Source organism: Octadecabacter sp. B2R22, assembly GCF_018861045.1.
Lineage (GTDB): Bacteria > Pseudomonadota > Alphaproteobacteria > Rhodobacterales > Rhodobacteraceae > Octadecabacter.
The window spans coordinates 104,604-130,489 of sequence record NZ_JAHKQJ010000005.1 but is presented as its reverse complement, the minus strand read 5'-3'; the positions used below and the strand labels follow the sequence as shown (position 1 = coordinate 130,489).

30 protein-coding genes and 2 tRNA genes are annotated in these 25,886 nt (G+C 55.4%); 12 read left to right on the top strand and 20 right to left on the bottom strand.

Annotation, left to right across the window (positions count from 1 at the left end; translation table 11 throughout):
• Nucleotides 1–32: 32 nt before the first annotated feature.
• The 8 genes from KO486_RS03190 to dapF all read right to left on the bottom strand — a co-directional run bounded on the left by KO486_RS03190 (nt 33) and on the right by dapF (nt 6,941).
• Nucleotides 33–902: a cytochrome c1 gene (locus KO486_RS03190; RefSeq protein WP_289847957.1), complete on the bottom strand. Its 870-nt coding sequence runs from the start codon at nt 900–902 to the stop codon at nt 33–35.
• Nucleotides 903–912: 10 nt separating this feature from the next.
• A complete protein-coding gene (locus tag KO486_RS03185; RefSeq protein WP_216035798.1) occupies nt 913–2,256 on the bottom strand; it encodes a cytochrome b N-terminal domain-containing protein in 1,344 nt (447 codons plus the stop codon).
• Nucleotides 2,257–2,268: 12 nt separating this feature from the next.
• On the bottom strand, nt 2,269–2,853 hold the full coding sequence (gene petA / locus KO486_RS03180) for a ubiquinol-cytochrome c reductase iron-sulfur subunit (protein WP_216035797.1): 585 nt from the start codon (nt 2,851–2,853) through the stop codon (nt 2,269–2,271).
• A gap of 152 nt (nt 2,854–3,005) precedes the next feature.
• Nucleotides 3,006–3,602 (bottom strand): glutathione S-transferase, encoded by a 597-nt coding sequence (locus tag KO486_RS03175; protein WP_216035796.1) that lies wholly within the window; start codon nt 3,600–3,602, stop codon nt 3,006–3,008.
• An 11-nt stretch (nt 3,603–3,613) separates the two neighbouring features.
• Entirely contained in the window at nt 3,614–4,237 is a 624-nt protein-coding gene (locus KO486_RS03170) for an FMN-binding negative transcriptional regulator (protein WP_216035795.1), read from the bottom strand.
• A 15-nt stretch (nt 4,238–4,252) separates the two neighbouring features.
• Nucleotides 4,253–4,882, bottom strand: coding sequence for a glutathione S-transferase (locus tag KO486_RS03165; RefSeq protein WP_216035794.1), 630 nt, complete (start codon nt 4,880–4,882; stop codon nt 4,253–4,255).
• Nucleotides 4,879–6,132 (bottom strand): tRNA (N(6)-L-threonylcarbamoyladenosine(37)-C(2))-methylthiotransferase MtaB, encoded by a 1,254-nt coding sequence (gene mtaB, locus KO486_RS03160; RefSeq protein ID WP_216035793.1) that lies wholly within the window; start codon nt 6,130–6,132, stop codon nt 4,879–4,881. The genes KO486_RS03165 and mtaB overlap by 4 nt, the downstream gene beginning before the upstream one ends.
• Nucleotides 6,129–6,941, bottom strand: a complete 813-nt coding sequence (dapF, locus tag KO486_RS03155; protein ID WP_216035792.1) for a diaminopimelate epimerase — start codon at nt 6,939–6,941, stop codon at nt 6,129–6,131. Before dapF ends, mtaB begins: the two co-directional genes overlap by 4 nt.
• 96 nt (nt 6,942–7,037) lie before the next feature.
• Between dapF and KO486_RS03150 the strand changes: the two genes are divergently transcribed.
• The 3 genes from KO486_RS03150 (at nt 7,038) to KO486_RS03140 (ending at nt 9,273) form a co-directional block, all read left to right on the top strand.
• A tRNA-Lys gene (locus tag KO486_RS03150) sits at nt 7,038–7,113 on the top strand.
• Nucleotides 7,114–7,255: 142 nt separating this feature from the next.
• A complete protein-coding gene (locus tag KO486_RS03145; protein WP_252734537.1) occupies nt 7,256–8,041 on the top strand; it encodes an HAD-IIB family hydrolase in 786 nt (261 codons plus the stop codon).
• Between the two features lie 11 nt (nt 8,042–8,052).
• Entirely contained in the window at nt 8,053–9,273 is a 1,221-nt protein-coding gene (locus tag KO486_RS03140) for a glycosyl transferase (RefSeq protein ID WP_216035790.1), read from the top strand.
• Between the two features lie 3 nt (nt 9,274–9,276).
• Here KO486_RS03140 and KO486_RS03135 read toward each other — a convergent pair whose 3' ends face one another.
• The 4 genes from KO486_RS03135 to KO486_RS03120 all read right to left on the bottom strand — a co-directional run bounded on the left by KO486_RS03135 (nt 9,277) and on the right by KO486_RS03120 (nt 13,366).
• Nucleotides 9,277–11,025 carry a sugar phosphorylase gene (locus KO486_RS03135; RefSeq protein ID WP_216035789.1) on the bottom strand — a complete coding sequence of 583 codons (1,749 nt, stop codon included), beginning with the start codon at nt 11,023–11,025 and terminating at the stop codon, nt 9,277–9,279.
• 116 nt (nt 11,026–11,141) lie between these two features.
• Nucleotides 11,142–11,876, bottom strand: coding sequence for a class I SAM-dependent methyltransferase (locus KO486_RS03130; protein ID WP_216035788.1), 735 nt, complete (start codon nt 11,874–11,876; stop codon nt 11,142–11,144).
• Nucleotides 11,877–11,908: 32 nt separating this feature from the next.
• Nucleotides 11,909–12,337 (bottom strand): hypothetical protein, encoded by a 429-nt coding sequence (locus KO486_RS03125; protein WP_216035787.1) that lies wholly within the window; start codon nt 12,335–12,337, stop codon nt 11,909–11,911.
• A gap of 3 nt (nt 12,338–12,340) precedes the next feature.
• Nucleotides 12,341–13,366 carry a LacI family DNA-binding transcriptional regulator gene (locus KO486_RS03120; RefSeq protein ID WP_303435471.1) on the bottom strand — a complete coding sequence of 342 codons (1,026 nt, stop codon included), beginning with the start codon at nt 13,364–13,366 and terminating at the stop codon, nt 12,341–12,343.
• Nucleotides 13,367–13,469: 103 nt separating this feature from the next.
• Here KO486_RS03120 and KO486_RS03115 point away from each other — a divergent pair.
• A tRNA-Arg gene (locus KO486_RS03115) sits at nt 13,470–13,546 on the top strand.
• Nucleotides 13,547–13,695: 149 nt separating this feature from the next.
• Nucleotides 13,696–14,010, top strand: coding sequence for a hypothetical protein (locus KO486_RS03110; protein ID WP_216035786.1), 315 nt, complete (start codon nt 13,696–13,698; stop codon nt 14,008–14,010).
• Here the strand turns inward: KO486_RS03110 and KO486_RS03105 are convergent.
• The 4 genes from KO486_RS03105 to KO486_RS03090 all read right to left on the bottom strand — a co-directional run bounded on the left by KO486_RS03105 (nt 14,007) and on the right by KO486_RS03090 (nt 16,035).
• Nucleotides 14,007–14,456 carry a hypothetical protein gene (locus KO486_RS03105; RefSeq protein WP_216035785.1) on the bottom strand — a complete coding sequence of 150 codons (450 nt, stop codon included), beginning with the start codon at nt 14,454–14,456 and terminating at the stop codon, nt 14,007–14,009. The genes KO486_RS03110 and KO486_RS03105 overlap by 4 nt on opposite strands.
• On the bottom strand, nt 14,443–14,871 hold the full coding sequence (locus tag KO486_RS03100; protein ID WP_216035784.1) for a hypothetical protein: 429 nt from the start codon (nt 14,869–14,871) through the stop codon (nt 14,443–14,445). Before KO486_RS03100 ends, KO486_RS03105 begins: the two co-directional genes overlap by 14 nt.
• Nucleotides 14,872–15,077: 206 nt before the next feature.
• A complete protein-coding gene (locus tag KO486_RS03095; protein ID WP_216035783.1) occupies nt 15,078–15,782 on the bottom strand; it encodes a hypothetical protein in 705 nt (234 codons plus the stop codon).
• A complete protein-coding gene (locus KO486_RS03090) occupies nt 15,754–16,035 on the bottom strand; it encodes a hypothetical protein (RefSeq protein ID WP_216035782.1) in 282 nt (93 codons plus the stop codon). The genes KO486_RS03095 and KO486_RS03090 overlap by 29 nt, the downstream gene beginning before the upstream one ends.
• A gap of 164 nt (nt 16,036–16,199) precedes the next feature.
• Here KO486_RS03090 and KO486_RS03085 point away from each other — a divergent pair, with 164 nt between their 5' ends.
• The 4 genes from KO486_RS03085 to KO486_RS03070 all read left to right on the top strand — a co-directional run bounded on the left by KO486_RS03085 (nt 16,200) and on the right by KO486_RS03070 (nt 18,897).
• Nucleotides 16,200–16,640 carry a hypothetical protein gene (locus KO486_RS03085; protein WP_216035781.1) on the top strand — a complete coding sequence of 147 codons (441 nt, stop codon included), beginning with the start codon at nt 16,200–16,202 and terminating at the stop codon, nt 16,638–16,640.
• Nucleotides 16,641–16,846: 206 nt separating this feature from the next.
• Entirely contained in the window at nt 16,847–17,005 is a 159-nt protein-coding gene (locus tag KO486_RS03080; protein ID WP_216035780.1) for a hypothetical protein, read from the top strand.
• A 37-nt stretch (nt 17,006–17,042) separates the two neighbouring features.
• On the top strand, nt 17,043–17,663 hold the full coding sequence (locus KO486_RS03075; RefSeq protein ID WP_216035779.1) for a ribonuclease HII: 621 nt from the start codon (nt 17,043–17,045) through the stop codon (nt 17,661–17,663).
• Between the two features lie 124 nt (nt 17,664–17,787).
• A complete protein-coding gene (locus tag KO486_RS03070) occupies nt 17,788–18,897 on the top strand; it encodes a site-specific DNA-methyltransferase (protein WP_216035778.1) in 1,110 nt (369 codons plus the stop codon).
• 265 nt (nt 18,898–19,162) lie between these two features.
• On the opposite strand, the gene KO486_RS03065 is transcribed toward KO486_RS03070, so the two are convergent.
• Nucleotides 19,163–20,311, bottom strand: a complete 1,149-nt coding sequence (locus KO486_RS03065) for an alkane 1-monooxygenase (protein WP_216035777.1) — start codon at nt 20,309–20,311, stop codon at nt 19,163–19,165.
• A 50-nt stretch (nt 20,312–20,361) separates the two neighbouring features.
• On the bottom strand, nt 20,362–21,414 hold the full coding sequence (mutY, locus tag KO486_RS03060) for an A/G-specific adenine glycosylase (protein WP_216035776.1): 1,053 nt from the start codon (nt 21,412–21,414) through the stop codon (nt 20,362–20,364).
• Between the two features lie 68 nt (nt 21,415–21,482).
• Between mutY and KO486_RS03055 the strand changes: the two genes are divergently transcribed.
• From KO486_RS03055 to KO486_RS03045, 3 genes are read left to right on the top strand one after another with little or no spacing between them, the layout of a single operon-like run.
• Entirely contained in the window at nt 21,483–22,010 is a 528-nt protein-coding gene (locus KO486_RS03055; RefSeq protein WP_216035775.1) for a DUF721 domain-containing protein, read from the top strand.
• Nucleotides 22,010–22,672 (top strand): DsbA family protein, encoded by a 663-nt coding sequence (locus KO486_RS03050; protein WP_216035774.1) that lies wholly within the window; start codon nt 22,010–22,012, stop codon nt 22,670–22,672. Before KO486_RS03055 ends, KO486_RS03050 begins: the two co-directional genes overlap by 1 nt.
• Nucleotides 22,669–23,793 carry a CaiB/BaiF CoA-transferase family protein gene (locus tag KO486_RS03045; RefSeq protein ID WP_216035773.1) on the top strand — a complete coding sequence of 375 codons (1,125 nt, stop codon included), beginning with the start codon at nt 22,669–22,671 and terminating at the stop codon, nt 23,791–23,793. The genes KO486_RS03050 and KO486_RS03045 overlap by 4 nt, the downstream gene beginning before the upstream one ends.
• On the opposite strand, the gene lpxK is transcribed toward KO486_RS03045, so the two are convergent.
• Nucleotides 23,780–24,766 carry a tetraacyldisaccharide 4'-kinase gene (gene lpxK, locus KO486_RS03040; RefSeq protein WP_216035772.1) on the bottom strand — a complete coding sequence of 329 codons (987 nt, stop codon included), beginning with the start codon at nt 24,764–24,766 and terminating at the stop codon, nt 23,780–23,782. The two genes, KO486_RS03045 and lpxK, sit on opposite strands and share 14 nt — an antisense overlap.
• Nucleotides 24,763–25,878 carry a glycosyltransferase N-terminal domain-containing protein gene (locus KO486_RS03035; protein ID WP_216035771.1) on the bottom strand — a complete coding sequence of 372 codons (1,116 nt, stop codon included), beginning with the start codon at nt 25,876–25,878 and terminating at the stop codon, nt 24,763–24,765. The genes lpxK and KO486_RS03035 overlap by 4 nt, the downstream gene beginning before the upstream one ends.
• Between the last annotated feature and the right edge of the window lie 8 nt (nt 25,879–25,886).

Sequence of the window (25,886 nt, the reverse complement as noted above, 5' to 3'; positions counted from 1 at the left end):
GCGGGCCTTTCGTTTAGGAGTATGCGAAGCGCTTAGTCTTTGTTCTTCGCTGCTTTCTTGTGTGGTGCCCACAGACGTTTGTTTGTGAGGTACAACAGAACAGAAAGTACGACCAAGAAGATCACGCCAGTCAGGCCTGCCTGCTTACGCGCATTCATCTTTGGTTCAGCAGTCCACATGAGGAACGCCGCAACGTCCTGTGCCATGTGCTCAACGTCTGCTGCGTGGCCGTCGTTGAATTCAACAGCGTCATCATAGAGAGGCGGAGCCATTGAGATCCAGCTGCCTGGATACATGTGCGCACCGTGGTCGTCTTTACATTCGTCAGGATAACCACCGGAAGCGAAGACTGTGTTGTAGTAGCCGTCGAAATCCTCAGGCGCACAGCTTGGTGCTTCGTGGTAACCATCCAACAAGGATGCGATGTATTCTGGGCCGCCCATGCCGCGCATTAACTGGTTGATGCCCGTACCGTAAGGACCGTGGAAACCAGCGCGCGCCTTTGCCATCAATGACAGGTCAGGTGCATTTGGATCGCCGCCCTCAGGGAAGCGGTCTGCTGGTGTCGCTGGGCGGTAGTCGCCTTCGCCATCAAACAATGCAGGATCGAAAACTTCGATGTTTGCAGAGTAAGCCCGCATTTGATCTTCCGGCAGGCTTGGCCCGCCTTCGTCATGCAGGTTGCGGAATGACACGTACTTCAAACCGTGGCAGCTGGAACAGATCTCAGTGTAGATCTGCAGGCCGCGCTGCAATTGGTTGGTGTCGTAGCTGCCGAATGCCCCCTCAAACGAGAAGTCAAAATCCTCAACGTGGACTTCGGAACCAGCGGCGTAAGCAGAACCAGAGGCGAGGCCAAGAATGGTTGCTGCGGTCAGGGTGAGTTTGCGGAACATGTTCATTTGTCCTTTCTCACTCAGCCGGGGATGCAGCGGAAGAATCCGAAGCAGCCTTAGAGCCGTAGTGCGCGTTGAAGTCGTCCTCGATTGTCGCAGGTGGTGTTGTCGGTTTTTCGATAACGCCAAGCAGCGGCAGGATTACGAGGAAATAGGCGAACCAGTATGTTGCACCGATCAGGGCGATGATTGGGTAGATACCCTCAGCAGGCATAGCGCCGGCCCACATCAAAACGATGAAGTCTACGCAGAGGATCGCAAACCACCATTTGAACATCGGACGGTAACGACCGGAACGAACAGAGGATGTGTCCAACCATGGCACCAAAGCCATGACCGCGATTGCGCCAAACATGGCCAACACGCCGAAGAACTTCGCATCGATGATGCCAAAGCTGATCCAGTCAGCAAAGATCACAACCCATACAGTGTTATCGAACGCACGCAGGATCGCGTAGAACGGCAAGAAGTACCATTCAGGAACGATGTGCGCTGGTGTGACCAGAGCGTTTGCTTCGATGTAGTTATCTGGGTGACCCAAGAAGTTTGGCATGAAGCCAACGATTGCGACGAAGACAGCCAAGATAACCGCCAACGCGAACAAGTCCTTGATCACGAAGTATGGCCAGAATGGCAGCGTGTCTTTTTCGGCTTCTTCTTTGGAACCGCGACGAACTTCAACACCCGTTGGGTTGTTGTTGCCTGTGGTGTGGAACGCCCAGATGTGAACGATCACCAGTGCGGCAATCACGAACGGCAGCAGGTAGTGCAGTGAGAAGAAGCGGTTCAGAGCAGGTTGACCAACTGCGGATGCACCTAGCAGCCAAGTTTGAATGCTTTCACCGATGAACGGGATCGCGCCAAACAGGCCAGTGATAACAGCCGTACCGTGGAAGGACATCTGACCCCATGGCAGAACGTAGCCCAAGAAACCTGTGCCCATCATCATCAGGAAGATCAGCATGCCGATGATCCAGGTGATTTCGCGAGGTGCCTTGTATGAGCCGTAGTACAGACCACGGAACATGTGCGCGTAAACCGCCACGAAGAACAACGAAGCGCCGTTCATGTGGAAGTAGCGGATCATGTGGCCGCCGTTTACGTCACGCATGATGTGCTCAACAGAGGCAAACGCCATGTCGACGTGCGGTGTATAGTGCATCACAAGAACAACACCGGTTGCGATCTGCAGCGCCAGTGTAAACGCAAGAACGATGCCCCAGATCCACATCCAGTTCAGGTTCTTTGGTGTGGGGATCATCAATGTGCCGTAAAGCAGTCCAAGGATAGGCAAGCGGCTCTCGAGCCACTTTTCTGCGCCGGTCTTTGGTTCGTAATGGTCGTGGGGAATGCCACCCATGTGTCTATCTCCTTAACCGAGTTCGATAGTTGTTGCGTCGACCCAAGCTGCTGGTGGAACCGGAAGGTTCTCAGGAGCAGGGCCTTTACGGATGCGACCAGCAAGGTCGTAGTGTGAACCGTGACACGGGCAGAACCAGCCGCCGAAGTCACCAGCGCCGTCACCCAATGGAACACAGCCAAGGTGCGTACAAACGCCCATCTGAACCATCCATGCGCCTTCGGCTTCGCCTTCAGGGGACGGCATGACGCGGTTTGCGTCAGAGGCATCCGCCGTCGCATCCAGGTTTTCATTGCGGGACAAGCCGTCAATGAAAGAGGCTGCATCAGCGTCTTGCGCTTGTGCGTCCGCAATTTCGGCACCTGTGCGGTGACGAATAAAGACGGGCTTACCTTGCCACAGCACTGTCAGCTGCATGCCTGGATCAACCGCGCTGACATCAACGCGAATCGACGCGAGTGCGAGCACATCTGCTGAGGGGTTCATTTGGTTCACGAGCGGCCAAACGGCGGCGCCTGTGATTACGGCACCCGCGCCAGCGGTTGCGTAGTAGATAAAATCGCGGCGCGTTGCGTGGTCGTGTTCTGCGTTAGACACCTGTTATTCTCCGAATTTTGGGGGCTTTTGCCCGTCAAATACGATGAGAATCCCAAAAAAGGGACTTTCATTCGGTTCGCTATCTAGCCGCCAAGTCGCTGCAGGTCCAGTATGATTCACAGGCATTTAGTCTCCTGCGGCGTTTGGCCCTGTTAAGGTTTTGTGGCCAGCATCGAGTCGCGCGCTTCGAAATCGGCTTGCCACTCGGCCAGAGATTCGTTGCCGTGACGCCAGTTCCGGCTGTCGTGGCGTAAATCAACGTAGGCCAAAGCACATGAAACCGCGATTTGCGCCATGTTCAACGGGCCTTTCAAATGGCTCATCCAGCGGGTGTTGATCGCAGCAATCGCGCGTGCGGCTTTACCCCATTGGGCTTCGGTCCATTCTGGCGCATTCATGTCGGGACGGAACCGCGCATCGTAGGTGATACCGATGCAGGCCTCCATGACTGCTTCGGCCGTCGCCTCGAGGGTAAGGACCTCATATAGGCTGACCTTCGGGTACAGGTTTGTGTCGGCAATGTCGTCCAAGTAGCGGGTAATTACGCGGCTGTCGTAGATTGCGGGGCCATCTTCGCGAATAAGCGCGGGGATCTTGCCCAACGGATTCGCGGCGAGGATTTCTGGCGCGGAGTTTAGTGGCGTGGACGAAACTTGCTGTTCTTCGACGCGATCAATGAGGCCGGTTTCGCGCAGCAATACGCGTGCCTTGCGGGCAAACGGGGAGGGGGGAGACATGATGAGTTTCATGGGAAGGTCCTTTAACTATCTTCGGGCGGGGTCTGCATAAGGTTTGCGAGCGCAGCTGTTTCCATGCCAATCCCACTGATTGCCATTTCGTCAGCGGCACGCAGGCGCACGTCATCGGGTTTGTTTTGGTTCAGCTTAAACGTACTTTGTAGATCGGTGATTGTTATGCGGCAGGGCACGATCTGGCGCATCATCTTTTCAAGCACGTCGGGCGTCATCTTGGAGGTTGTCCATTCCGGCTTTGGCAGCCGTTTCTCGAAACCTGCGCTTTGGCGGTCCAGCACATCGCGGATCATTTCTTGGTCCAGCTTTTCCAAAGAGCCGCGGATGTGGACGGCGACATAGTTCCAAGTTGGAACCTGATCCTCAACTTCATACCAATCCGGTGACACGTACCCGTCGGGTCCCGCGACTGTAAGCAATACGTCGAGCGGTTCAGTCAGGGCTCGCGCAATTGGGTTCGAGCGCACGAGGTGCAAATCCAACGTCTTTGCGTCATCTGACAAAAGTACCGGAACATGAGAGGCAAGCAATCCGTCTGATCCCATTGTGGTAACCTGACCAAATGCGCGGTCGCGTACGAATGCGCGAGCGTGGTCATCGGTGGCTTTGCGATAGACTGGATTGGGGTGCATGACTGTTCCTTTGACTTAGGGGAACTGGATCACGTCATCTCCGGCTTTCCAAGGGGTGTATTTCGCCATGATGGATTTGAACCGGTCCGAGTCCTTGAATTCTGCCAGCCAAGCTTGTGCATTGGCAAAGGGCTGAGCATCCCACCAGCCAAGGTCGGTGTGGGCAAATTGGCGAACAAACGGCAGGATTGCGAGGTCAGCAAGCGACGGAGCATCGCCATAAAGCCAAGGTTTTCCGCCCAGAAGCGTATCTAGTTCGGCAATAAATGTTGCGGCTTCGGCGCGGCTTTCGAGTGGGTCAAGTTCAGGATGGCGCACGGCGTATTTCGTGTGATCCAGTGCGGTTTTGAAGGGGCCGTCTGACTCTGCGATCAAATCGTGGCCGCTGTCGGGCATCGCAGCTATCAACCCTTCTGGGTCTGATTGGCCCAGTGCCCAATGCATAATGTCCAAGGATTCGTCGATAACCTTGTCGGCGATCAGCACAGGTACGGTGCCCTTTGGTGAGGCCTCCAACATCGCCGCTGGCTTGTCGCGCAAAACGATTTCACGCAGTTCGACCTGTTGACCAGACGACGCAATCGCAAGGCGCGCGCGCATGGCAAAGGGGCAGCGCCGGAAGGAATATAGGATTGGCTGGGTCATGCCGTGAGCTGATGATCACGTGCGCCAGTGATCTCGGCTGTCACGATCTGCGACTCGGGTTGGTCGGCACCAAACGTGACTTCGGTAAACTGCTCGGTACGACCCATACGCGGGTTTTCCATCAAAATGTGATGCGTCTTGCCGAGCTGTGCTGACAGGTGGCTGGCAACAGCTTTGTCACCCGCCGCACGAAGACGTGCCGCGCGTGCCTTGATGTCTTTGCCGTTCACTGAGGGCATTCGGGCGGCAGGGGTGCCTTGGCGCGGAGAGTATGGAAACACATGCAGCCACGTCAGGGCACAATCTTCGACCAGCTTAAGCGAGTTTTCAAAATGCGCCTCAGTCTCGGTCGGAAAGCCAGCGATAATATCTGCCCCAAACGTCATGTCGGGGCGCAGTTTGCGGGCGTCCTCGGAAAACTTGATTGCGTCGTCGCGAAGATGGCGACGTTTCATGCGCTTGAGGATCAGATCATCGCCGTGTTGTAGGGACAGGTGCAGATGCGGCATCAAACGCGGTTCGGTCGCGATGGCTTGCATCAGGTTCTCGTCAACCTCGATCGAATCAATCGAACTGATCCGCAGGCGCGGCAGATCAGGCACAAGTTTCAGGATGCGCATGACGAGATCGCCGAGTTTTGGCATCGCAGGCAAATCCGCGCCCCAACTGGTCAGGTCCACGCCCGTAAGGACGACTTCGTTGTACCCTTTGCCAACCAAGCGTTTGATCTGTTCAACCACAACACCCGCTGGCACGCTGCGCGAATTGCCGCGACCGTAGGGGATGATGCAAAACGTGCAGCGGTGATCGCAGCCGTTCTGAACCTGCACATAAGCGCGGGACCGCGTGCCAAATCCGTCAATCAAATGGCCAGCGGTTTCCGTGACCGACATGATGTCATCAACCTGCACAGGTTCCGTTTGACCGATCAAGTCAGGCGCCATCCCGTTCCACGTTTCAGGCTGCATCTTTTCAGTATTGCCGATGACCTTGCTGACCTCTGGCATCGCCACGAATGTTTCGGGTTCAGTTTGTGCCGCACATCCGGTCACGATCAATGTCGCATCAGGGTTTTCACGGCGCAGTTTGCGGATTTCTTTCTTGGCCTTGCGCACAGCCTCTGCGGTTACGGCGCATGTGTTTACGACGACAGCGTTTTCAACGCCTGCCGCGCCGGCGAGTTCTTTCATCGCTTCGGTTTCATAGGCGTTTAGGCGGCAGCCGAGTGTTGTGAACTTGGGCGCGCTCATAGGTGCCACAAACCATCAAAGACATGCGCCGTCGGGCCCGTCATCCAGACGCCATCATCGCGCCAATCAATGTGGATTGTGCCGCCGTCCAGATCGATCTGGACGCTACGGCCTGTCAGCCCCTTGCGGTGCGCCGCAACAGCGGTGGCACAAGACGAAGACCCAGACGCCAAAGTCACGCCAACCCCACGTTCCCAAACACGCATCCGCAGATGGTCAGGGCCGATGACGTGGGCAAACTGAACATTGGTGCGCTCTGGATATAACGGATGGTGTTCAATCTCGGCACCGCGCCCCTCAAGGTCGATAGCCTCAGCATCATCTACAAAAAACGTGCAATGTGGATTTCCCATACCTGTCGCAAGCGGCGCGCCTGAAATCGGCAAGTCATCAAGATCAACATCCTGAGCCAGCGGTACCGTATCCCACGTCAGCTGAGGATGCCCCATGTTCACAGACGTCAGACCATTGCCAGCATCCCGCGCCAGTAACGTGCCGCGATCCGTCGTTAGCGTCAGATCAGATTTGCCCGTTTCATCCATAATAAGCCGAGCGATACAGCGGGTGGCATTGCCACAGGCCCCGGCGGTGCTGCCGTCACTATTATAAAACGTCAGATGGACATCCGCATTGCCCTGAAGAGACATTACGGCCAACTGATCAAAACCGACACCGCGATGGCGGTCCGCAATTGCACAAACAATAGAATCGGTTACGCGCTGAACGCCGTCACGTTCATCGATTACAACGAAATCGTTGCCAAGGCCGTGCATCTTCATGAACGGCAAAATGCCTGCTGTTTGTGTCATGATCGCGGATATAGGTGAGCGATGGAAATGAATCCAGTCTTATGGCGAGATTAGGGGTTGACCGCGGGGGCCATGGTTTCTAAATGCAGCCCTCGTGGGCCGTTAGCTCAGTTGGTAGAGCAACTGACTTTTAATCAGTAGGTCGATGGTTCGAACCCATCACGGCTCACCACTTTCTCCACCAATACTGATTCTTTGCTGTGCGCCTGATTTTTAGGCATTCCGCTTCAATTCGTTTCTTTTCCGAAGTCGGCGCGCCTTGCCTTGGCTCTGATCTGTTGTGATCCGTAGATGCAGGGATCATGTTTTACGGCATGAAGTCCAATACCCAGCTTATCGTGTTTACCGATCTTGACGGTACATTGATCGATCACGAAACTTACCGCTGGGATGCTGCACAGCCAGCGCTGACCGTTCTTAATCAAATTTCCGCAGGCGTTGTACTGGCGAGCAGTAAGACCACTCCTGAAATTGCCACCTTGCGCACCTCCCTTGGGTTGGATGATTGGCCCGCCATCGTTGAAAACGGTGCAGGTATTCTGCCGCCCAATGAAACGGCCACTCCAGGGGGGGCAAGCTACGCAGCCGTTCGTGAGGCGCTCAACCGCGCACCCGAGGACCTACGCGGTCTCTTTCGTGGGTTTGGGGATGTGACAACAACGCAAGTGGCCGAGATGACAGGCCTTTCGCAGACGGACGCGGCATTAGCCCAGCAACGGGCCTTTTCAGAACCAGGGCAGTGGTTAGGGACGGACGTGCAAAAGGTCGCCTTCGTGGATCACCTAAAGAAAGACGGAATTATTGCACAGCAAGGCGGTCGCTTCCTGACGCTTTCGTTTGGTGGCAACAAAGTTGACCAGATGCGTACGATCATCGACGCGTATAAGCCGCAGCATACCATCGCCTTAGGGGATGCCCCGAATGACATACAGATGTTGGAAAACGCTGATTATGGTGTCGTCGTTGCCAACCCAAATCGCGCGCCCCTTCCGCCCCTAAGCGGCGAAGAGGCCGGCCAAATCATAAGAACAGTTTCCGCAGGCCCAACAGGCTGGGCTGAGGCGGTCCTGTCTCTACTTCACAAACTTGAATTGCACTAGGATAGACGCTCATGGCTGATTTTCATCAGAACGGAAACATCACAACGCTGCACAATCTTCGGGCGAGGTCCGCTGACGAGATGGAGCACGAGCTGTCGGTCTTTGCGCAATCACGGAAAATCTCGCTGATCTTGCCATGCCTTTATTCAGAGCTTGAGGGTGAGGCGATGCCCCATATCCTGTCCGAATTGGCAAAGGTCAGCTACCTGCACCGCATCATTATCGGTCTGGATGCTGCCGATGAGGCGCAGTACCGACACGCGAAAAAGTTCTTTGAAGGGCTGGGCCAGAACCACATCGTCATCTGGAATGATAGCCCGCGTATGCTCGCGCTGGGCGCTCGTCTGGAGGCCATGGGGCTGGCGCCGATGGAGCAAGGCAAAGGCAAAAACGTTTGGGCGTCCCTTGGATATTTGATCGGATGCGCGGACAGCGCTGTGATGGCGATCCATGATTGCGATATCCTCACCTACAACAAAGAGATGTTGGCGCGTTTGGTCTACCCCGTCGCGAACCCAACATTTCCGTATCAAGTCGCCAAAGGTTACTATCCCCGCATAGGCGGTGGAAATCTCAATGGTCGTGTAACGCGGCTTTTGGTGAGCCCACTGTTGATTGCGTTGAAACGGGTCGTGGGGGATCGTGATTACATCGATTACTTGCGTAGCTTTCGGTATCCGTTGTCAGGCGAATTTGCGATGCGCACTGCGATTTTACCGGACCTTCGGATGCCGTCTGATTGGGGCTTGGAAATTGGGGTCCTGTCCGAAGCGTGGCGCAACCTCGCGCCTAAAGCGGTTTGCCAAGTTGATATCTCGGACGCCTATGATCACAAACACCAGTCCCTCAGCCCAGAGGAATCCAGCGCCGGCCTAAATCGAATGTCCACGGACATCTGCAAAGCGATCTTTCGCAAGCTCGCGTCTGACGGCACCGTTTTTACGGCCAATGTGTTTCGCACGTTGAAGGCGACGTATTATCGCTGCGCCCTTGATTTGCTCGAATCCTATTACAACGACGCCAAGATGAACGGGCTGACGATTGATCGCCACACAGAGGAACGGTCGATCGAGCTGTTTGCAGAAAACATCATGAAGGCGGGGCAGGTATTCTTGGAGAATCCCCATGAAACACCGTTCATCCCAACGTGGAATCGTGTTCATTCTGCCGATCCGACATTCCTGAGCGATATGGCCGCCGCTGCTAAAGCCGACGAACAAGAATACGTCTAAGCCTTAGCTGCGATTGGTAAGCCATCGACACTGATACGGTGCAAGCGTGACCGTATCCTTGTCCATGTTGATAGGATCGCCACTGATCAAATCCACCCAGTCTTCATCTTCGATCAGGTTCATCGAAAGATGCGAAACCTCGACCGTTTTATTGCTGACGTTGTGCAACGCAAAAATTGATTGGTGACGATCAAGGCTCTGACGCCAAACGCCAAACACCGCATCATTCAGCGGCATCGTGAATTGGGTCGCATTGGGGTGGAACGCAGGTTGGTTTTTCCGGATGCGCAGCCGATCTGACAAAGCTTTCAGGACACGGGACTGTTCCGTCTTTGGATCATCCAGCAAGTTGTTTAATGTAGGATAATCCCAGCGATGCCTGTTGATCGCACGGTTCATCCCGCGATGTTCGACCTGTGCATGATCATTCGGCGTCGCCAGCATCGAGTGGATGTAGAACGCGGGAATACCCTCAAGTGACATGACTATGGTTTGCGAACAGATGAACCGCTCAAAGTGGTAGCCGTCTTTGCCTTCGAATGTCTGGCCCGTTGCCGCGTAATAGGTTGTGTTGATCTCATAAGGAGCCTCGCCACCATCTGGCAGCGCCCGCATAGACACCAAACCACCGATCTCCTTGATCGTGTCGATCATCTTGTTTTGCTCGTCGTTTGGTAGAATTCCCTCAACTGGGCGCATCCCGATCCCGTCGTGGCTGGCGGTGAAGTTCAGGTAGGCACACCCCAATTGCGCGGGGGGCATGCCGCTGGACCAACGCCGTAAATAATCAGCAGAACCAGACATCATTGCATGCAGGATCAGCGGTGGCAGAGGGAAGTTATAGATCGCGTGGGCTTCGTTGCGATTGCCAAAATAGCTGAGGTTTTCGGCTTTGGGCACATTCGTTTCGGTCAGCAAAATAATCGTTTCCGCAGCATAGTCGCACAGCATTCGGATCAGCTGCACAACGGCATGGGTTTGTGGCAGGTGGATTGAAGGTGTGCCTGCCTCTTTCCAAAGAAACGCAACCGCATCTAGGCGGATAATCTGCACGCCGTTTTCAACGTGCAAACGGATGATCCGCAGGAATTCCAACAGAACTTCGGGATTTCGAAAATCGACATCAATCTGATCGTGACTAAACGTGCACCAAACATGGCGCGGTCCGTTGACGGTTTCGACTTCCTGCAACAGGGGAGTCGTGCGGGGGCGAACGACATCACTTAGGTCATCATCAGGGGAGGCCTCAAAGAAGAACTTGTCGTAGGGTGCTTGGCCTTGGCGATAGGCATTGAACCACGTCCCTTGGCTCGACACATGGTTCAGCACCAGATCAGACATCAAATGAAAATCCTCACCGATACGGTTGATGTCCGGCCAATCGCCCAATTGTGGATTTACGGCGCGAAAGTCCGACACAGCAAAACCATCGTCGGACGTATAGGGAAAGAACGGCAAAATATGCACGCCGTTGACCACGCCCTTCATACGGCGCAACAAAAAGTCGTACAAAAGATCGAGCGGTTTATGCGTCCCGTCCAGAATCGAATTGCCGTAGGTGATCAACATCGCATCTTGTTCCGTCCACAGGTTGTTGCTTGGCAGCCGTCCGCGTTTGCGTGGCTTGGTGCCTTCAGGCCAAAACGCCTCAACCACCTTGCTGGCCAGAATGTCGGCATCAATGTCAGGGTAAATCTGCAGGATAAGTGCAGCCAGCCGCGCGCTGAACGAAGTGGTCTTGGAAGTTTGCATACGAAGTGAAGGTCCGATGTTGAGTTATACAGGAAGCAATCTGCATGATTTGCGGAGTAATGGGTCGTCAAAAAGAGACCACGGTTGTGACAGAGGTCAAATTAGCGTTGAGATGCCTAGTCTTTGGGCAGTTCTACCACACCCACGCGGCTGCCCAACGTCCAGACTCCCGGGAATTCGGGGTTCCGTGCGTGATGCTGCCAACACTCTTTCATGTCCGGCGAAAAGTGGATGTCATCAAACAGGACAAGCGCGCCAGGCGCGGACACGCTGCGCACCAGTTCGAACTGTTTGTCTACAAAAGACCGCGTGTGGATCGCGTCGATCAAAGATATCTGCACCTTGGGCTTAATCACGTCGAGATTGTCCTCAAAGGTGCCAAGCGTCAAAAGGTGCCGATCACTGATCGCGTTGAAGTTCTGTTCAGCGATGGGGTGCCAAACGGGGTTGGGTTCAAAACTATAAAGAGTGCCGGATTGACGCTGCCCGAGCCCCGCAAGCCAGTACATCCCACTGGCCCCGAATGCGGCGCCAAACTCCAGAATTGCCTCTGGCTGCAACACGTCCGCCAGCCAAGCGTAGAACTGACAATAGTCCGCCTTCGTCCGTACATCAGCCATCTTGCGTTTGGGGTTGTCTCCAATCGGACGCCCGTAGTCTTTCAGTTTCTTGTAATCGGCCCAGAGTGGCAGCTTTCCAAGGTCGTTGGTTTTGGCGATGCCGTCTTCGATGGACTCAAAAAGATCGGCCATCTTGGCGTCAAATGTTGGTTTCATAGCAGCATAGGCCGAAAAAAGGCCGGCCATCGTGCTGCTTGGCTCTTCACGGACGGTGCGAATTTCAAATCCCATGGTGTCGTGGCTCTCTCAAATCGAATGTCAGTTTAGGTGGTGGTTTCGGCGTCGTGGGTTCTCGCGATTGCAGCCTTGGTCGTTCTACGTGCCGCGGCCTGTGCCGTGCGCGCCAGAAGGAACGTACCACAGACACCCGTCATGCTTGGAAAATGCCAACGGCCTGTTATCCGTGTCGCAGTGGAGTTGACACGGCCCTCGTAGACAGGGTCTTCGCCTTGATCAAAATCGGTGTATGTCTTTGAAAATGACACATCGGATCCGCTGCGTGTGCCCACAATTACGGCCAAAAGAGTATCCGTCGCCTCGTCGCGAAACGTATTGGGTTCGACGATTTCGCCACGTAGTGTTGCGCCCGTCTCGGTCAACACAGCGTCAAATGACACAGGCGCCCCCAACGTGATGTTGTCATAGTCAAACCGACCCGTCCAACTTCCACTGAGGCTGTCTGACGCTGCCATTGCTTAGATCTTGCGCAAGGTATCGCCGCGGCTCAACGTCGGAGACAGGTCAACGATCTGACCTTCATCACTTGCACCGTCTGCATTGCGCGCGGCAACGATACGCGCGGCCGTTTGCCCGATCTCAAGACGGCAGGCATCCATACTCGCCAGCCGTTTCGGAAGGCCTTCTAGAAGTTCAACACCGTTGAAACCCGCCAGCCCGATCTTGTTGGGAATGTCGATGCCTTGTTCTTGTAAATAAAGCAAACCACCCGCACCGATCATGTCGTTTGAGAAGTACAGAAAGTCGAGGTCAGGCGTCCGTTTTAACATCGCTTCCGTCATCTCGCGGCCCTTGGCCAAAGCTGACCCTCCCGAGTAGAATTCCTGATCTGCAATCTCGATCCCGTTTTTGGCAAGGGTTTGTGTGAACCCCTCGAACCGTTTACGTGCACGGTGATCCAACGGCATTTTCGTGCCCATGAACCCGATGCGTTTGTATCCAGCCTCAACGATGGCTTCTGCCATCACACGGCCCGCACGACGGTGGGAAATGCCAACGGCTGTGTCGATGGGCTCACCGTCGGTGTCCATAATTTCGACCACGGGAATACCAGCCTGCAGCAACATGGCGCGCGACGCTTCGGAATGTTCTAGTCCAGCAATGATGACGCCAGATGGTCGCCACGACAGCATCTCGAACAGAACTTTCTCTTCTTTTTCGGGTTGGTAATCCGTCACGCCAACGACCGGTTGAAGATCCGTGTCCTCAAGGACCTCGCTAATGCCAGATAAGACCTCGGGGAAAACCATGTTTCCGAGTGAGGGGATAATGACGGCGACCAGATTCACGCGCTGAGATGCAAGCGCCCCAGCGATTTTGTTGGGAACATAACCCAATCGGCGCGCCGCTTCGCGAACTTTTTCCCGCGTGACTGCACTCACATCACCCTTGTTTCGCAACACGCGGCTGACGGTCATTTCGCTCACACCGGAGGCTTCAGAAACGTCGCGAAGAGTGAGGGGTCGTTTTGATCGGGTCTGCACAGGCATCGTCCTATAAATATTCACCTTCAGTGTTAACGCCCTGAACGATGGAAGTCCAAGCCCTTGCGACGTGCCGGTTTTAAAGGCAGACAGTCTTGACGCTGGCCCCGTGGCTCAACTGGATAGAGCAGCCCCCTCCTAAGGGGCAGGTTGCAGGTTCGAATCCTGCCGGGGTCACCACGATAACTTCTTCTTACCGTTTCGTAAGGGATTTGATCACATGTCTGGCAGACACAATCATACAGTTCGTGCAAAAAGGATAACTCGCAGCTATTGTCCTTTTTATTAGAAGGCTTTGGATAAGTATGCGTCAGGGTGAATTAGACCTCATGATAGAGTTTGCCGTGAGCTGTCTGGCAACAGAAAATCATCTCGAAGTTAAGAAAATGATACGTGTTATGGCGCGGCGCTGGCCGGGGGTCCCTGCTTTGTCGATTGCATTTGCAGTGACGTCTGCGGCCGCGTCGTTTGAGGACGTCGTCGAATCAAAGTCATCTGCAGCGATTGCGGCACTCGCTTACCGTGTCGCGGCCCTCGTGGCGGCGGATGCATTCGCGGTTGAATCCATGGGGCAAGTTCGAGCAACAGCACAGGACTTGCTGCATTTCTGGCACCGCGTTGATCCCTACTTCCTCAAGCTCTAGGCCGCGTGCAAATAATGTGGCTCCGCCTTCATGCGATCAATCATGTGCGCAAACTTCTTACGCGCCTTTTGGCCAATCTCATTGTTCGGCATATCATCAGGTGCTTTAGATTTATCCTCAGATGCTGGTGCCGGAGATTTTTTGTCCCACGGCTCCCAAGCACGCGTCGGGTGGCTGCGACCGTCAATCCCTGGCGGGCGGATCACGCCACGCATCAGCATTCGGTCCATCAAGCCTTGGGCATCTGCTCCAGACACCCGGAACACACGTTCAATATCGGCGGCTGACACACCGTTGTTCATTTGGGCATAAACGCACGCCCAACCGTAATGGAACGGCACAACTTTGGCCGTCGTTGCTGTCGCAGCCTTTGCGATGACGGGTGCGGGAAGGGCGGTCGCACCTGCGCTCGCCATCATACCTTGTAGGAATTTACGCCTCTGCATTGGGCGTCTCCTGACTGTGCGGCTCCTCTTGAGCGGCGGTTTCAAGTGTGACGTCGTCAGCATCATCGGCCTGCATCACGTCTTCGTCGCGCATCAAATCCTTGATCGCGTCTTTGGCCGCTTCAACAACTTTGGTGCGTTTTCCAAACAGCGTGTTCGGCCCATTGGAGGCATACATCGGCTTAATCGCCGCCGCGCTACCTGCGACAGGTGCGCGAACGACATTCTGTCGAACCAGTTCGCGCATTACGGCTTCGGCTTGGGTGGCATCGACCCGCAACCATTTTTGGATAAGTGCGGGGGTGGCGCGGTGGTTTGCACGCGCAAATAAGGCGGCCCAACCGACCTGCATGGCATTGGCTGGGGCTGCTGCTGCTGGGACAGCGGCGGCGGGCAAGGGCAGGACTGGGATCACTGCGGCTGCTCCCGCGGAACGGAGGAATTCTCGTCTTTTCATACCTTTGATATGGGTATGGGACGTTGACCTTTTACGGGGAAACCCCGCGGAAGGTTCCCCAAAGCGCGTTAAGGTGATTTTAATGTCTTTGTTAACAGATAGTTACCTTATCCGTGGATAAGGTCACGCTGGGCAGGTTCGTGAAAAATCGCCTGTAAACCGCGTCAAACCATGCGGATGACGTCTTTATCAATCGACAACATATAACCGCGCCGCGCGATGTTGCGCACCAGCAATTCTGACATCATCTGGTTGCCCAATGTGTCGCGCAACCGCTTGATGCGGGTTGCTCCTGCGGCCTCTTCGCAATCTGACGAAGGACGGCCTGAAATCACGCCCTCAATCTCGGCACCTGTCAGGACTTCGTCATCCATGCGGGCTTCTGCCAGAACCGAAAGCGTTTCAATTGCTGCGTCGGTCAGTTTGAACTCGAAATTGTTGAGGTAGACCATGTTCTGATCACGAGAAATCAGAAGCGAGTTCACTTCGATACCCTTGCGTTCGATCTGTCCCATGCGGCGGTTCATTGCGATGAGCATCACAAGGAACGCGATGGCGGCCACCAACAACGCGGTCGCAAACGTCAGTAGGACAAAGATCACAAAGCGGTAGCTGTCCAACGTGGCAGAGAATGCCGTGCCAGATTGCGCCAGAATTTCCAGCAGCTTGATTTCGGATTGACCGGTCAGGGACGCGTTTTCAACGAACAGCTGTTCGACCCGTGCATTAAACGCATTTGCGTCCGGCAGGTTCAGAAACAGCAAAACAGCCGCCGTTGCCAATATGACCACGATGGCTGCAATTCCGCCGACGACAATACGATTGCCTGTCTGGCGCGCTTCAATAGCGGAGGTAGTAGTCTCCTGCACTTTCCTGTCTCTCCTCAAGTCCGGCGTCATCAAAGACGCCTTCGATACTCAACAGCTGCCATCCATCGGCAGCTAGGCGCGAATTCAGTTCGGCCTCGGCAGCGCCGGCAGAACATTCGCCATTGATCTCGGCGACACCGTAATGCAACCGAAGCGGATCGTCACGCTTGGCTTTATAATCCGCGTAACAGGCCGCTTGTGCCGCGGAACTCAGCACAAGGAGTGCGAGAGAGAAGGGGATGATGCGTTTCATGTCCGGACCATGCCTTGCGACGGATTGTTATTCAATATCCATCGCAAAAGCCTCCGCTGTCAGCGCATAACATTCCCCCGATATTGAGAGACATCTGCCCCCAAGCCCATCGTTGATCCATACCAAGCTGGCACACCGTCAGACGAACCCGAAAGGATCACACAATGTTTGCTCGTACACTTAAGAAAACGTTCACCGCAGGAATTTTGGCCAGCTCAATGGCTCTGACGTCCATTGCGCCATCTTCTGCACAGGCAGGGATGTCCGAAGAAGAAGTCTTTGGCTTGTTGTCCCTCTTGGTTATTGGCGCGGCGATCCATCACAGTCGCAATGACGACCCTGCTCCTTCTCCACAGGTAAACCGCACACCGCGCGCCGAAAGTGCACGACAGGTGCTGCCGTCCAGTTGCCGTCGTGACATTGAAACGCGCCGTCGCGGGACCGTTCGGATGTTTACGCAACGCTGTCTGAACAACAATTACCGCAACGTCGATCGTTTGCCGCAAGCCTGTCACATCACGGTGCGCACGCAGAACGGTCAGCAGCGTCAGGGCTACAGCGCCCAATGTCTGCGCAACGCCGGATTTCGCACAACACGGCACTAAGGCCGTCGCGAAATAGGGTGACCGCCCCCAGCGGTACCCCGATCAGAGGCAGGGGGGAGGACATGGCCCCCTGCCTCTTTTTTGTGCCTGAATAGAAGAGTGATTGCAGGCCGTGCATATCGGGTCTGTAAACTGGGCCCTACCTCGATAGGTCAAGATGCCTTACCCATTCATTTAGGGGAGCAATGATCTGAAAAGGATAGACAATGATCCAAGACCGTTTGACCGCCAAATTTCTACGCAACAAACCCGCCAAAGCGACCGAGCCTGAAGCACCTGTTGCCGTGAAACCAAAATCCGTGAAGACGCCCGTGATGGATGACTACACACGTGGTCGCCGCCTGTCCGCTGCGTTCTGGCTCTAAACTTGCGTATGACGTCTGGGTCTGATTGATCGGACTTATGACAAAGAATACGGCCAGCGGCCCCGACTTTTCGTTTGAACAAGATTTGCTGACCCGTGGTGCGCTCCGGATCGCTGGAGTTGACGAAGTTGGCCGCGGGCCACTTGCGGGGCCTGTCACCGCCGCAGCAGTGATCCTTGATCCTGCAAACATCCCTGAAGGGCTGAATGACAGTAAGGCGCTGACGAAGAAACGACGAGAGGCCTTGGAGCCCATCATCTTTGCAACCGCACAAGTCTCTATCGCACATGCCACAGTAGAAGAGATCGACGAGATCAACATCCTTCGAGCGAGCCACCTTGCGATGGAACGCGCCGTCGCGGGGTTGGGCGATGTCGATCATGCCCTGATTGATGGCAACATAATCCCCCGCGGCCTGACCGTTCCAGCGACGACCCTCATCAAGGGTGACGCTCGTTCTGCGTCGATTGCGGCGGCCTCAATTGTGGCTAAAATATGTCGAGATCGGATCATGGTGGATTTGGCGCAACAGTACCCTGGCTACGGTTGGGAGACGAACGCGGGATATGGATCAAAAAGTCACATATCTGCACTTCAAAATTTGGGGGTAACCCCACACCATAGACGGTCGTTCAAGCCCGTGCACAATATGTTGTGACAAGCATATTTTCTAACCCTTTGATTCAATAAAGTTTTTGACTGCGAATCACCTTTGACTCACATTGAGGTCAACAAACGAGCGGACAACCGCCGTGACTATCAAAGTCGGGACAGAGGCGATTATGACTAAGAAAACCAAGGAGGCAGCTGCGCCAGCACTGCCCCTCAACAGCATCCTTGACGGTGATTGCATCGACATCATGAACAGCCTGCCAGAGTGCAGCGTTGATCTGATTTTTGCAGACCCGCCCTATAACCTTCAGCTGAAGGGCGAATTGCATCGCCCCGACAATTCCAAGGTCGACGCGGTTGATAACGATTGGGATCAGTTCGAAAGTTTTAAGCGCTACGATGAGTTTACGCACGCTTGGATGACGGCCGCGCGCCGTATCCTCAAACCGAACGGTGCGATGTGGGTCATTGGATCTTATCATAATGTGTTCCGCATGGGGACCGAGCTGCAGAACCAAGGGTTCTGGATCCTCAATGATGTGATCTGGCGTAAATCTAATCCGATGCCGAACTTTCGCGGCATGCGTCTAACAAATGCCCATGAAACGATGATCTGGGTCTCCAAGACCGAGAAGTCGAAACCTACTTTTAACTATGAGGCGCTAAAAACGCTGAATGAAGGCACACAAATGCGCAGCGACTGGGTGCTGCCGATTTGCACAGGACATGAACGTTTGAAAAACGAAGCCGGCGACAAAGCCCACCCGACACAAAAACCCGAAAGCCTGTTGCACCGCGTCCTGATTGGCTCAACCAATCCTGGTGACGTCGTGCTGGACCCCTTCTTTGGTACTGGCACAACAGGTGCTGTCGCAAAGATGCTGGGCCGTGACTACATCGGTATCGAACGTGAAGCCGAATATCGTGCCGTCGCTGAAAAGCGCCTCAAGAACGTTCGCAAGTTGGATGCATCCGCTCTTGAGGTCACGCAATCTAAACGCGCCGAACCGCGTGTTCCGTTTGGCCAAGTGGTTGAACGCGGCATGCTGCGCCCTGGCGAAGAGCTGTGGTCCATCAACGGGCGTCACAAAGCCAAAGTTCGCGCTGATGGGTCCTTGATTGGGGCCGATTCCAAAGGATCCATTCACCAAGTCGGTGCAGCCTGCGAAAACGCGCCGAGCTGCAATGGCTGGACCTACTGGCACTACCGTCGCGACGGTAAGAAAGTTCCTATTGATCTGTTGCGCCAGCAGATCCGCTCCGAAATGCGAGCGAACTAAACACTTACACAGAGATAGCGTGCCCCAAGGGGCCGCAACGACTACCGCCTGTGCCTGCGGCGCCTATAGCCGTGGCACCACTTTCCCCCCGTCGGTCCCAAGACCTGACGGGGGTTTTTTCTATTATTGGGTTCCCTTTTAGCGGGTCATAAAGTGCGCTGGGATATGAGCGTTGCCAGACGGCGAAGTTCTTCTGACGGGTATGTCCCGATCCGAATGGGCGTGGGGCATCGGCCAAATCCGCTACGATAGAGACTAATCCAGTCTAACGCGGCATCGGGTTGGTTGCGTTCTTATAGGGCGCCCAATCTTCGATTTCTGGATAGTATTTCTTGCGCCATGCCCGCACGCGCGGGTTCATGACACGGCGCCAGACAGGTGGGATCATCGCCGCCATTGTCATGATCGGGTAGCCGTAGGGCAGTTGCGGAGCGTCCTCTTGATCGTAGGTTTGCAGGAGCGGGAAACGGCGGTCAGGTTTGTAGTGATGGTCGCTGTGGCGTTGCAGGTTAATCAGCAGCCAGTTTGAGGCTCTGTGGTCTGCGTTCCATGAATGACGTGGCTTTACGTGTTCGTATTTGCCGTCGCCAAGATGCTTTCGGGTAAGGCCGTAGTGTTCAACGTAGTTGACGACTTCAAGTTGGACGATCGCGATATAGGCCTGGAAAACGAAGAGCCCAAGGCCAGCCCAACCGCCAATCAGACAGGCGAGGGTGATCATCAGGGCTTGCAGGATGAGGTAGCGCCAGAACGGGTTGCTGCGGTGATACCAAGGCAAGTTCTTACGGGCGAGCATGGCCTTTTCCGCCTTAAACGCAGAGATCGGCTGAGACACGAACACACGCGGGAAATATCGGTGGAAATTTTCATTGTAACGCGCTGTGACGGGGTCGCGCGGCGTGCCGACGTAGCGATGATGCACCAGCAGGTGTTCGCTTCGGAAATGTGAGTAGAGCGCCATTGAGAGCAGGATGTCCGCGAGCCAGCGTTCGAATTTCGGCTTTTGGTGTGCCAGTTCGTGGGCGTAGACGATGCCAACGGTGCCCGACATCACACCGATCCCAAAGAACAGCGCAAGCCTTTCCAACGTCCCGAGGTGGCCCGTTGAGGTCACATACCAGAGCACCCCGAAAAGTGTGATGAACTGTAGCGGCATCCAGATGATGGTCACCAGCCGATACCAGAACAATTCATCCGTCGTGGTTTCTAGGTCTGCGTTTGCCTCGTAACGGCCAACGAAAGCATCGAGGATCGAGAACATGTACCACGTCGCCAGCGGCATCAGGATCACGGTCCAGCCGCCAAACACCGCCCCGATCCAAGCCAATGGGATCAACATCATCGACAACCAAAACGGAGCCGCACGCGCAAATCGGGCCATGTTTTCGTGAGATACGATCGGGAAAGACGTCATGTCTGGAACTCCAACAAGTCTAACTCAGTATAAGCGTTCGTGAGAGCACCTCAAAGGGTTCGTAGCGTCGCGGCCGCCAGCGTGTACGCCTTTTGCATCACAGTGGGCAGAGAGCTGGGGGCAAACCTGTCGGCGGGTATGAAATGACCGCGGGTCGGGTTTGCGTCATGTGCCAACACCATGATGTGAACCCGCAGGATCAGGTGGAAATGGGTAAAGGTGTGCCGCGCATGGTCTGGCAGTTCGATCCAATCGCCGGAAACCGGCTCTAATCCAGCGGGATCGTCATTCCATTCGGTTGTGGGCCAGCCGAGCATCCCACCTAGGAGTCCCTTGTCGGGACGTGTTTCCAGCAGCCATGCGCCATCAGCGCGGCGGGCGATATAAGCGATGCCATTGCGGGTTGGCTTGGGTTTCTTTGGCGTCTTTTGTGGGAGCGTCGCTTGGGTCCCCGCAGTCCGTGCGTTGCAGTTTTCAAGCAAGGGGCAGATGCCGCAAGCTGGGGATTTGGGTGTGCAGATCGTTGCACCAAGGTCCATCACGGCCTGCGCATAATCGCCTGCACGCGCGTTCGATGTATGGCGTTGGGCGTAGTCCATGAAAACAGGTTTGGCGGCGGGCAAAGGGGTGGCGTCATTATAAAGCCGCGCCATGACCCGTTCGACGTTGCCATCCAGAACGGTTGAGGGTTCATCAAAGGCAATCGCGGAGATCGCGGCGGCGGTATACGGCCCGATCCCAGGAAGCGCGATGAGGGCGTCGTAGTTTTGCGGAAAAACACCGTCATGGTCGGCCACAATAGCGCGGGCGCATTTCAGCAGGTTTCGCGCACGGGCGTAGTAGCCAAGTCCGGCCCACGCGGCCATAACGTCGGCGTCGTCAGCATCGGCAAGGTCATTCACTGTCGGCCAGAGTTGCGTAAATTTACGGTGGTAGTCGCGCACGGCGGCGACGGTTGTTTGTTGTAACATCACCTCAGAGAGCCAGACGGCATACGGGTCCGGCAAGATGCCTGCTTTGCGATCCGCTGGCATGACGCGCCACGGCATTTCGCGGGCATGAACGTCATACCAGTCCAGGAGAGCAGTCGTAATGTCACGCAATGTTTATGACCTTCCGGTGGTGGTTTCTCTGGCGTTGCGAGGTCAGAGGTTTAGAGTAGCGCATAAGTATGAAACAGCCACGTCGCCATAACACAACACGCGGATTCTCTCGCGCTGTCACTTTGATGCAGAAAAACATCCGAGGGGCAACGCAGTCGCGTGGGTTCGAGCAAAGCCGTGTTTTGACGCACTGGGCTGAGATTGTCGGTGAGGGGACTGCGAAAATCGCCCATCCCGTCGATGTGAGCTATGCCCGTGGCGGACTTGGGGCGACTTTGACGTTGCTGACATCAGGGGCGCAAGCACCGATGTTGGAAATGCAAAAAGAGCAGCTGCGCGAAAAGGTAAACGCCTGTTACGGGTACAATGCGATTGCGCGCATCCGTATTACACAGACTGCCGCGACTGGATTTGCCGAGGGGCAAATGGCGTTTGATCACGGCCCTAAGTCACCGCGCGGGCCCGTGCCCGAGGTGAAGGCCGCTGCGCGAGACCTTGCCGCTCCTGTAGAAAACGAAGACTTGCGACTTGCGCTTACGGCGCTCGGGGCAAATGTAATGACGAAATGTCCTACTGATACTGGAAAGAAATCCTAATGAATAAACCGTTTCTTGTTTCTGTGGCTGTCGTAGCCGCTGCCACTGCTGGTGGTTTTTGGTTCGCCAATCGCGATGCTGGCACGACGCCGATTCAAATCTCCGAGATGACCGAAGCTGTCGATTTTGATGTCACCGAGATGTTCCAAGGCGATCCTGAGTCTGCGGTTCAGGTTCTTGAGTATGCGTCCTTTACCTGCCCGCACTGTGCGAACTTTCACGCGGATCAGTACCAGCAAATCAAAGAGAACTACATCGATACGGGCCTGATCGGGTTTACGTATCGCGAAGTGTATTTTGACCGTCCGGGTCTTTGGGCATCCATGGTTGCTCGCTGTGGCGGTGAAATGCGGTTCTTTGGTTTGTCTAAGTTGATCTTCGAAGACCAGCAAAACTGGGCGCGCGGTGAAAGCGGCGAAGAGATCATCGCGTCCTTGCGAAACATCGGCAAAGTTGCCGGTCTGAGCGACGCTGATCTGGACACCTGCCTTGCCGACGCGGATGAGGCGCAAGAGCTGATGGCATGGTATCAATCCAACGCCGAAGCAGATGAGATTACCGGTGTTCCGAGTTTCTTCATCAACGGTGAGCCCTATTCCAACATGAACTATGCCGAGTTTGCGGCTGTGCTGGACGAAAAACTGGCTGAAGCCGCCGAATGACACCGCTTGCGGGTCTGAAAGTCGTCGAACTGGCCCGCATTCTGGCGGGCCCGTGGGCGGGTCAGGTCTTGGCGGATATGGGTGCAGAGGTCATTAAGGTCGAAGCACCCGAAGGCGACGATACCCGCCGTTGGGGTCCTCCATTTATTGATCATCAGGGCGAGGCTTCGGCAGCGTACTTTCACGGCTGCAACCGTGGCAAGAAATCCGTGGTGATCGATTTTCGCACCGACGAGGGCAAGGCGGATTTGCTGCGACTCTTGGCGGATGCGGATGTCGTCATCGAAAATTTCAAGGTTGGTGGCCTTGCGAAATATGGGCTCGACTACGCCAACCTTCGAGAGACCCATCCGAAGTTGATTTACTGTTCTATCACTGGCTTCGGCCAAGACGGGCCTTACGCGGCGCGGGCGGGGTATGACTACATTATTCAAGGAATGTCCGGCCTTATGTCGGTGACAGGTGAACCGGACGGGCAACCACAAAAGGTTGGCGTGGCGGTGACGGATGTTTTCACGGGTCTTTACGCCAGTAATGCAATCCTCGCGGCAGTCCATCAGCGGCACGCAACGGGACGTGGACAACATATTGATCTGGCTTTGTTGGATGTAGCCGTTGCCACGACGGCCAATCAAGCGATGAATTATTTGGCGACCGATGTTTCGCCAAAGCGGTTGGGCAATGCCCATCCCAATATCGTTCCTTATCAGGTGTTCGACTGTTCGGACGGGCACGTGATTATTGCCGTAGGAAATGACGGGCAATTCAGGCAGTTCTGTACGGTCTTGGGCTTGGACGCCTTGGGGACTGATGAACGGTTCGCAACCAATCCTGCGCGGTTGGAGCATCGCGATGTTTTGGTGCCTATGTTGGCTAAAGAAATGCGAGAACACACCATGCAAGGTGCCCTTGCAGCGTGCGAGGCGCATGGCGTTCCAGCGGGGCCGATCAACACGTTCGAAGATGTTTTCGCTGACCCGCAGGTGATTTCACGCGGGTTGAAATTGGATCTGGATGGCGCACCGTCTGTCCGACCTCCGATGCGGTTCTCGGATGCAGATTTGGCCCTAGATCGCGCGGCGCCAAAGCTCGGGCAGGATCAGGATATTATCGGGGAGTGATCCCGAGGGCGGCGAGTTTCGCATCAAGTGGCGCCCAGTCGGTGAGGGTCAATCGCACAGGTAAAACCTGTACTTTGGGTCGAAAACTGTCTGGCAAACGAACAGCATCCTTTTCGGTGGTGACCATGATTAGGCCGCGGGTCGCGGCTTCGGTTTCGAGGCGTTTCAGAATTGCATCCGTATAGGGCTGGTGATCGTCCAAGGCTTCGCCACGTACGACGTCCGCGCCAAGACCCTTTAGCGTGGCAAAAAATTTCTCTGGGTGCCCGATACCCGCAAATGCCAGCACCCGTAGGTTGCCCCAAGGCATGCCCGTGGGCAGTGGTTCAAGGTGGCCATCAAGACGTGCACACCCCTCTGGCAGATCTGGCGTGAATCCCGCTCGGGCGTGGTCTGGGCCAATCGCAAGCAACAGGTCGGCGCGCTTTAATCCGATGTGCGCGGGTTCGCGCAGGGGCCCCGCAGGCATTACGCGCCCATTACCGAACCGTTTGACGGCATCCACAACAACAATCTGCAAATCCTTGTGGACTGTCGGATTCTGGAACCCATCGTCGAGGAGAATAACCGTGGCGCCCGCAGTCTGTGCCGCCTTCACCCCTTCGGCACGATCCTTGGAGACCCAAGTTGGTGCAAATTCACTGAGCATCAACGGCTCGTCGCCAGTCTGGTCAGCGCTGTGGGCCTTTGGATCGACCTGAACGGGGCCGCCAAGCGATCCGCCATACCCTCGACTAACGATGTGAGGCGTTTGTCCCATCTCGACCAAACGAGAAGCGAGCGCGATTGTTGTTGGTGTCTTACCTGTTCCGCCTGCGTTGATGTTGCCAATGCAAATGACCGGAATGTCTGCGCATAGGCTTGGTGCCTTGTTCACGCGCCGCGATGTGGCTGCGCCGTACAGGGCTCCGAGCGGTGATAGAAGCACCGCGAGCAGGCTGCGATCTTGATACCAGAACAGAGGCGGCTTCATGTCTGGACCTCAATTGTATCAAGAACACCGCGAACGAGATCATTTATGGTTTCCGCGTTGCGTGTGATCTCTTCCCAACCGGCCAAAGCCATGCGTGCGCTTTGTTCAGGTGATGAAAGAACGCCAACCGCTATTCCAAGTTCACCTGCAGAGCGGATTTCGCGACAGGCCTCGGCCTTGGCTAAACGGGCAAAACGGGCTTCATGCGGGGCCTTGTGCGTGCCGTGCACGACGGCTGATCCAAGTACGATTGGATCAAACGGGGAATCGGCATCACTGCCGCCTAGCGTGCCGCCAACAAAGGTCAAAGGCGCGAGGCGATACCAAAGACCGAGTTCACCTTCCAAGTCGGCGACATAGGCTTGGTGTTCGGCCTCGGGGTCGTCCCCTTCCGAACGAACGCCAACCTTAAGTCCGGCTTCACGAAGGGTGTTCGCCACCTCAACGCCGCTTTCGATATCGCGTGGCGTGATTATCAAAAGCAAAAGGTGGCTTTTGCGGCTCGCGGCCAAATGCGCAGCGGCGATGTCTTTCACTTCGGTCGCGATTACGTTTGCGGCGAACCAAGATGGGCGGGTGTCGATGGCCTCAACCATGACGGCCAGTTCGTATTGATTGTGTGCTGGGGCGGTTGGTTCTTCGAGGATGGGTCCGGTTGCTTTGACGTGGTCACGTGCGACGCCACCTCGGGTCAAGCGGGTCGCAGTTGCACCATCGGCCGTGTGTATCAGGTCAAATGCAGCCACCGCGCTGCGGATCGCCCTTGGCCGCCAACGGGAGCTGCCTGTCAATAACCCGCCATTGCGGGCGTTTATCAGCGTCGCGGGGAGAGATTCATGTTCAACGACCCGTAGGAGGGATGGCCGCAATGTCCCTCCGTTCCAGATCAAACAGTCTGGGGTCCAACGATCCCAGAATTCTCGAATCCTGCTGGGCGAGTCTGTTGGGACTGCGACCACAGTGGCAATGTCTTCGTGCAGATTGATTGCGCGCAAGACGTCAGGGGGTGCCGTGACAAGAACGCCGTGATCGCCGCATTCATGTGCAAGGCGTTCCGCGATGGAGGTTGTCGAGGGAACCTCCTGCGCGTCACCACAATGAATCCAGATCACGGCGCAGC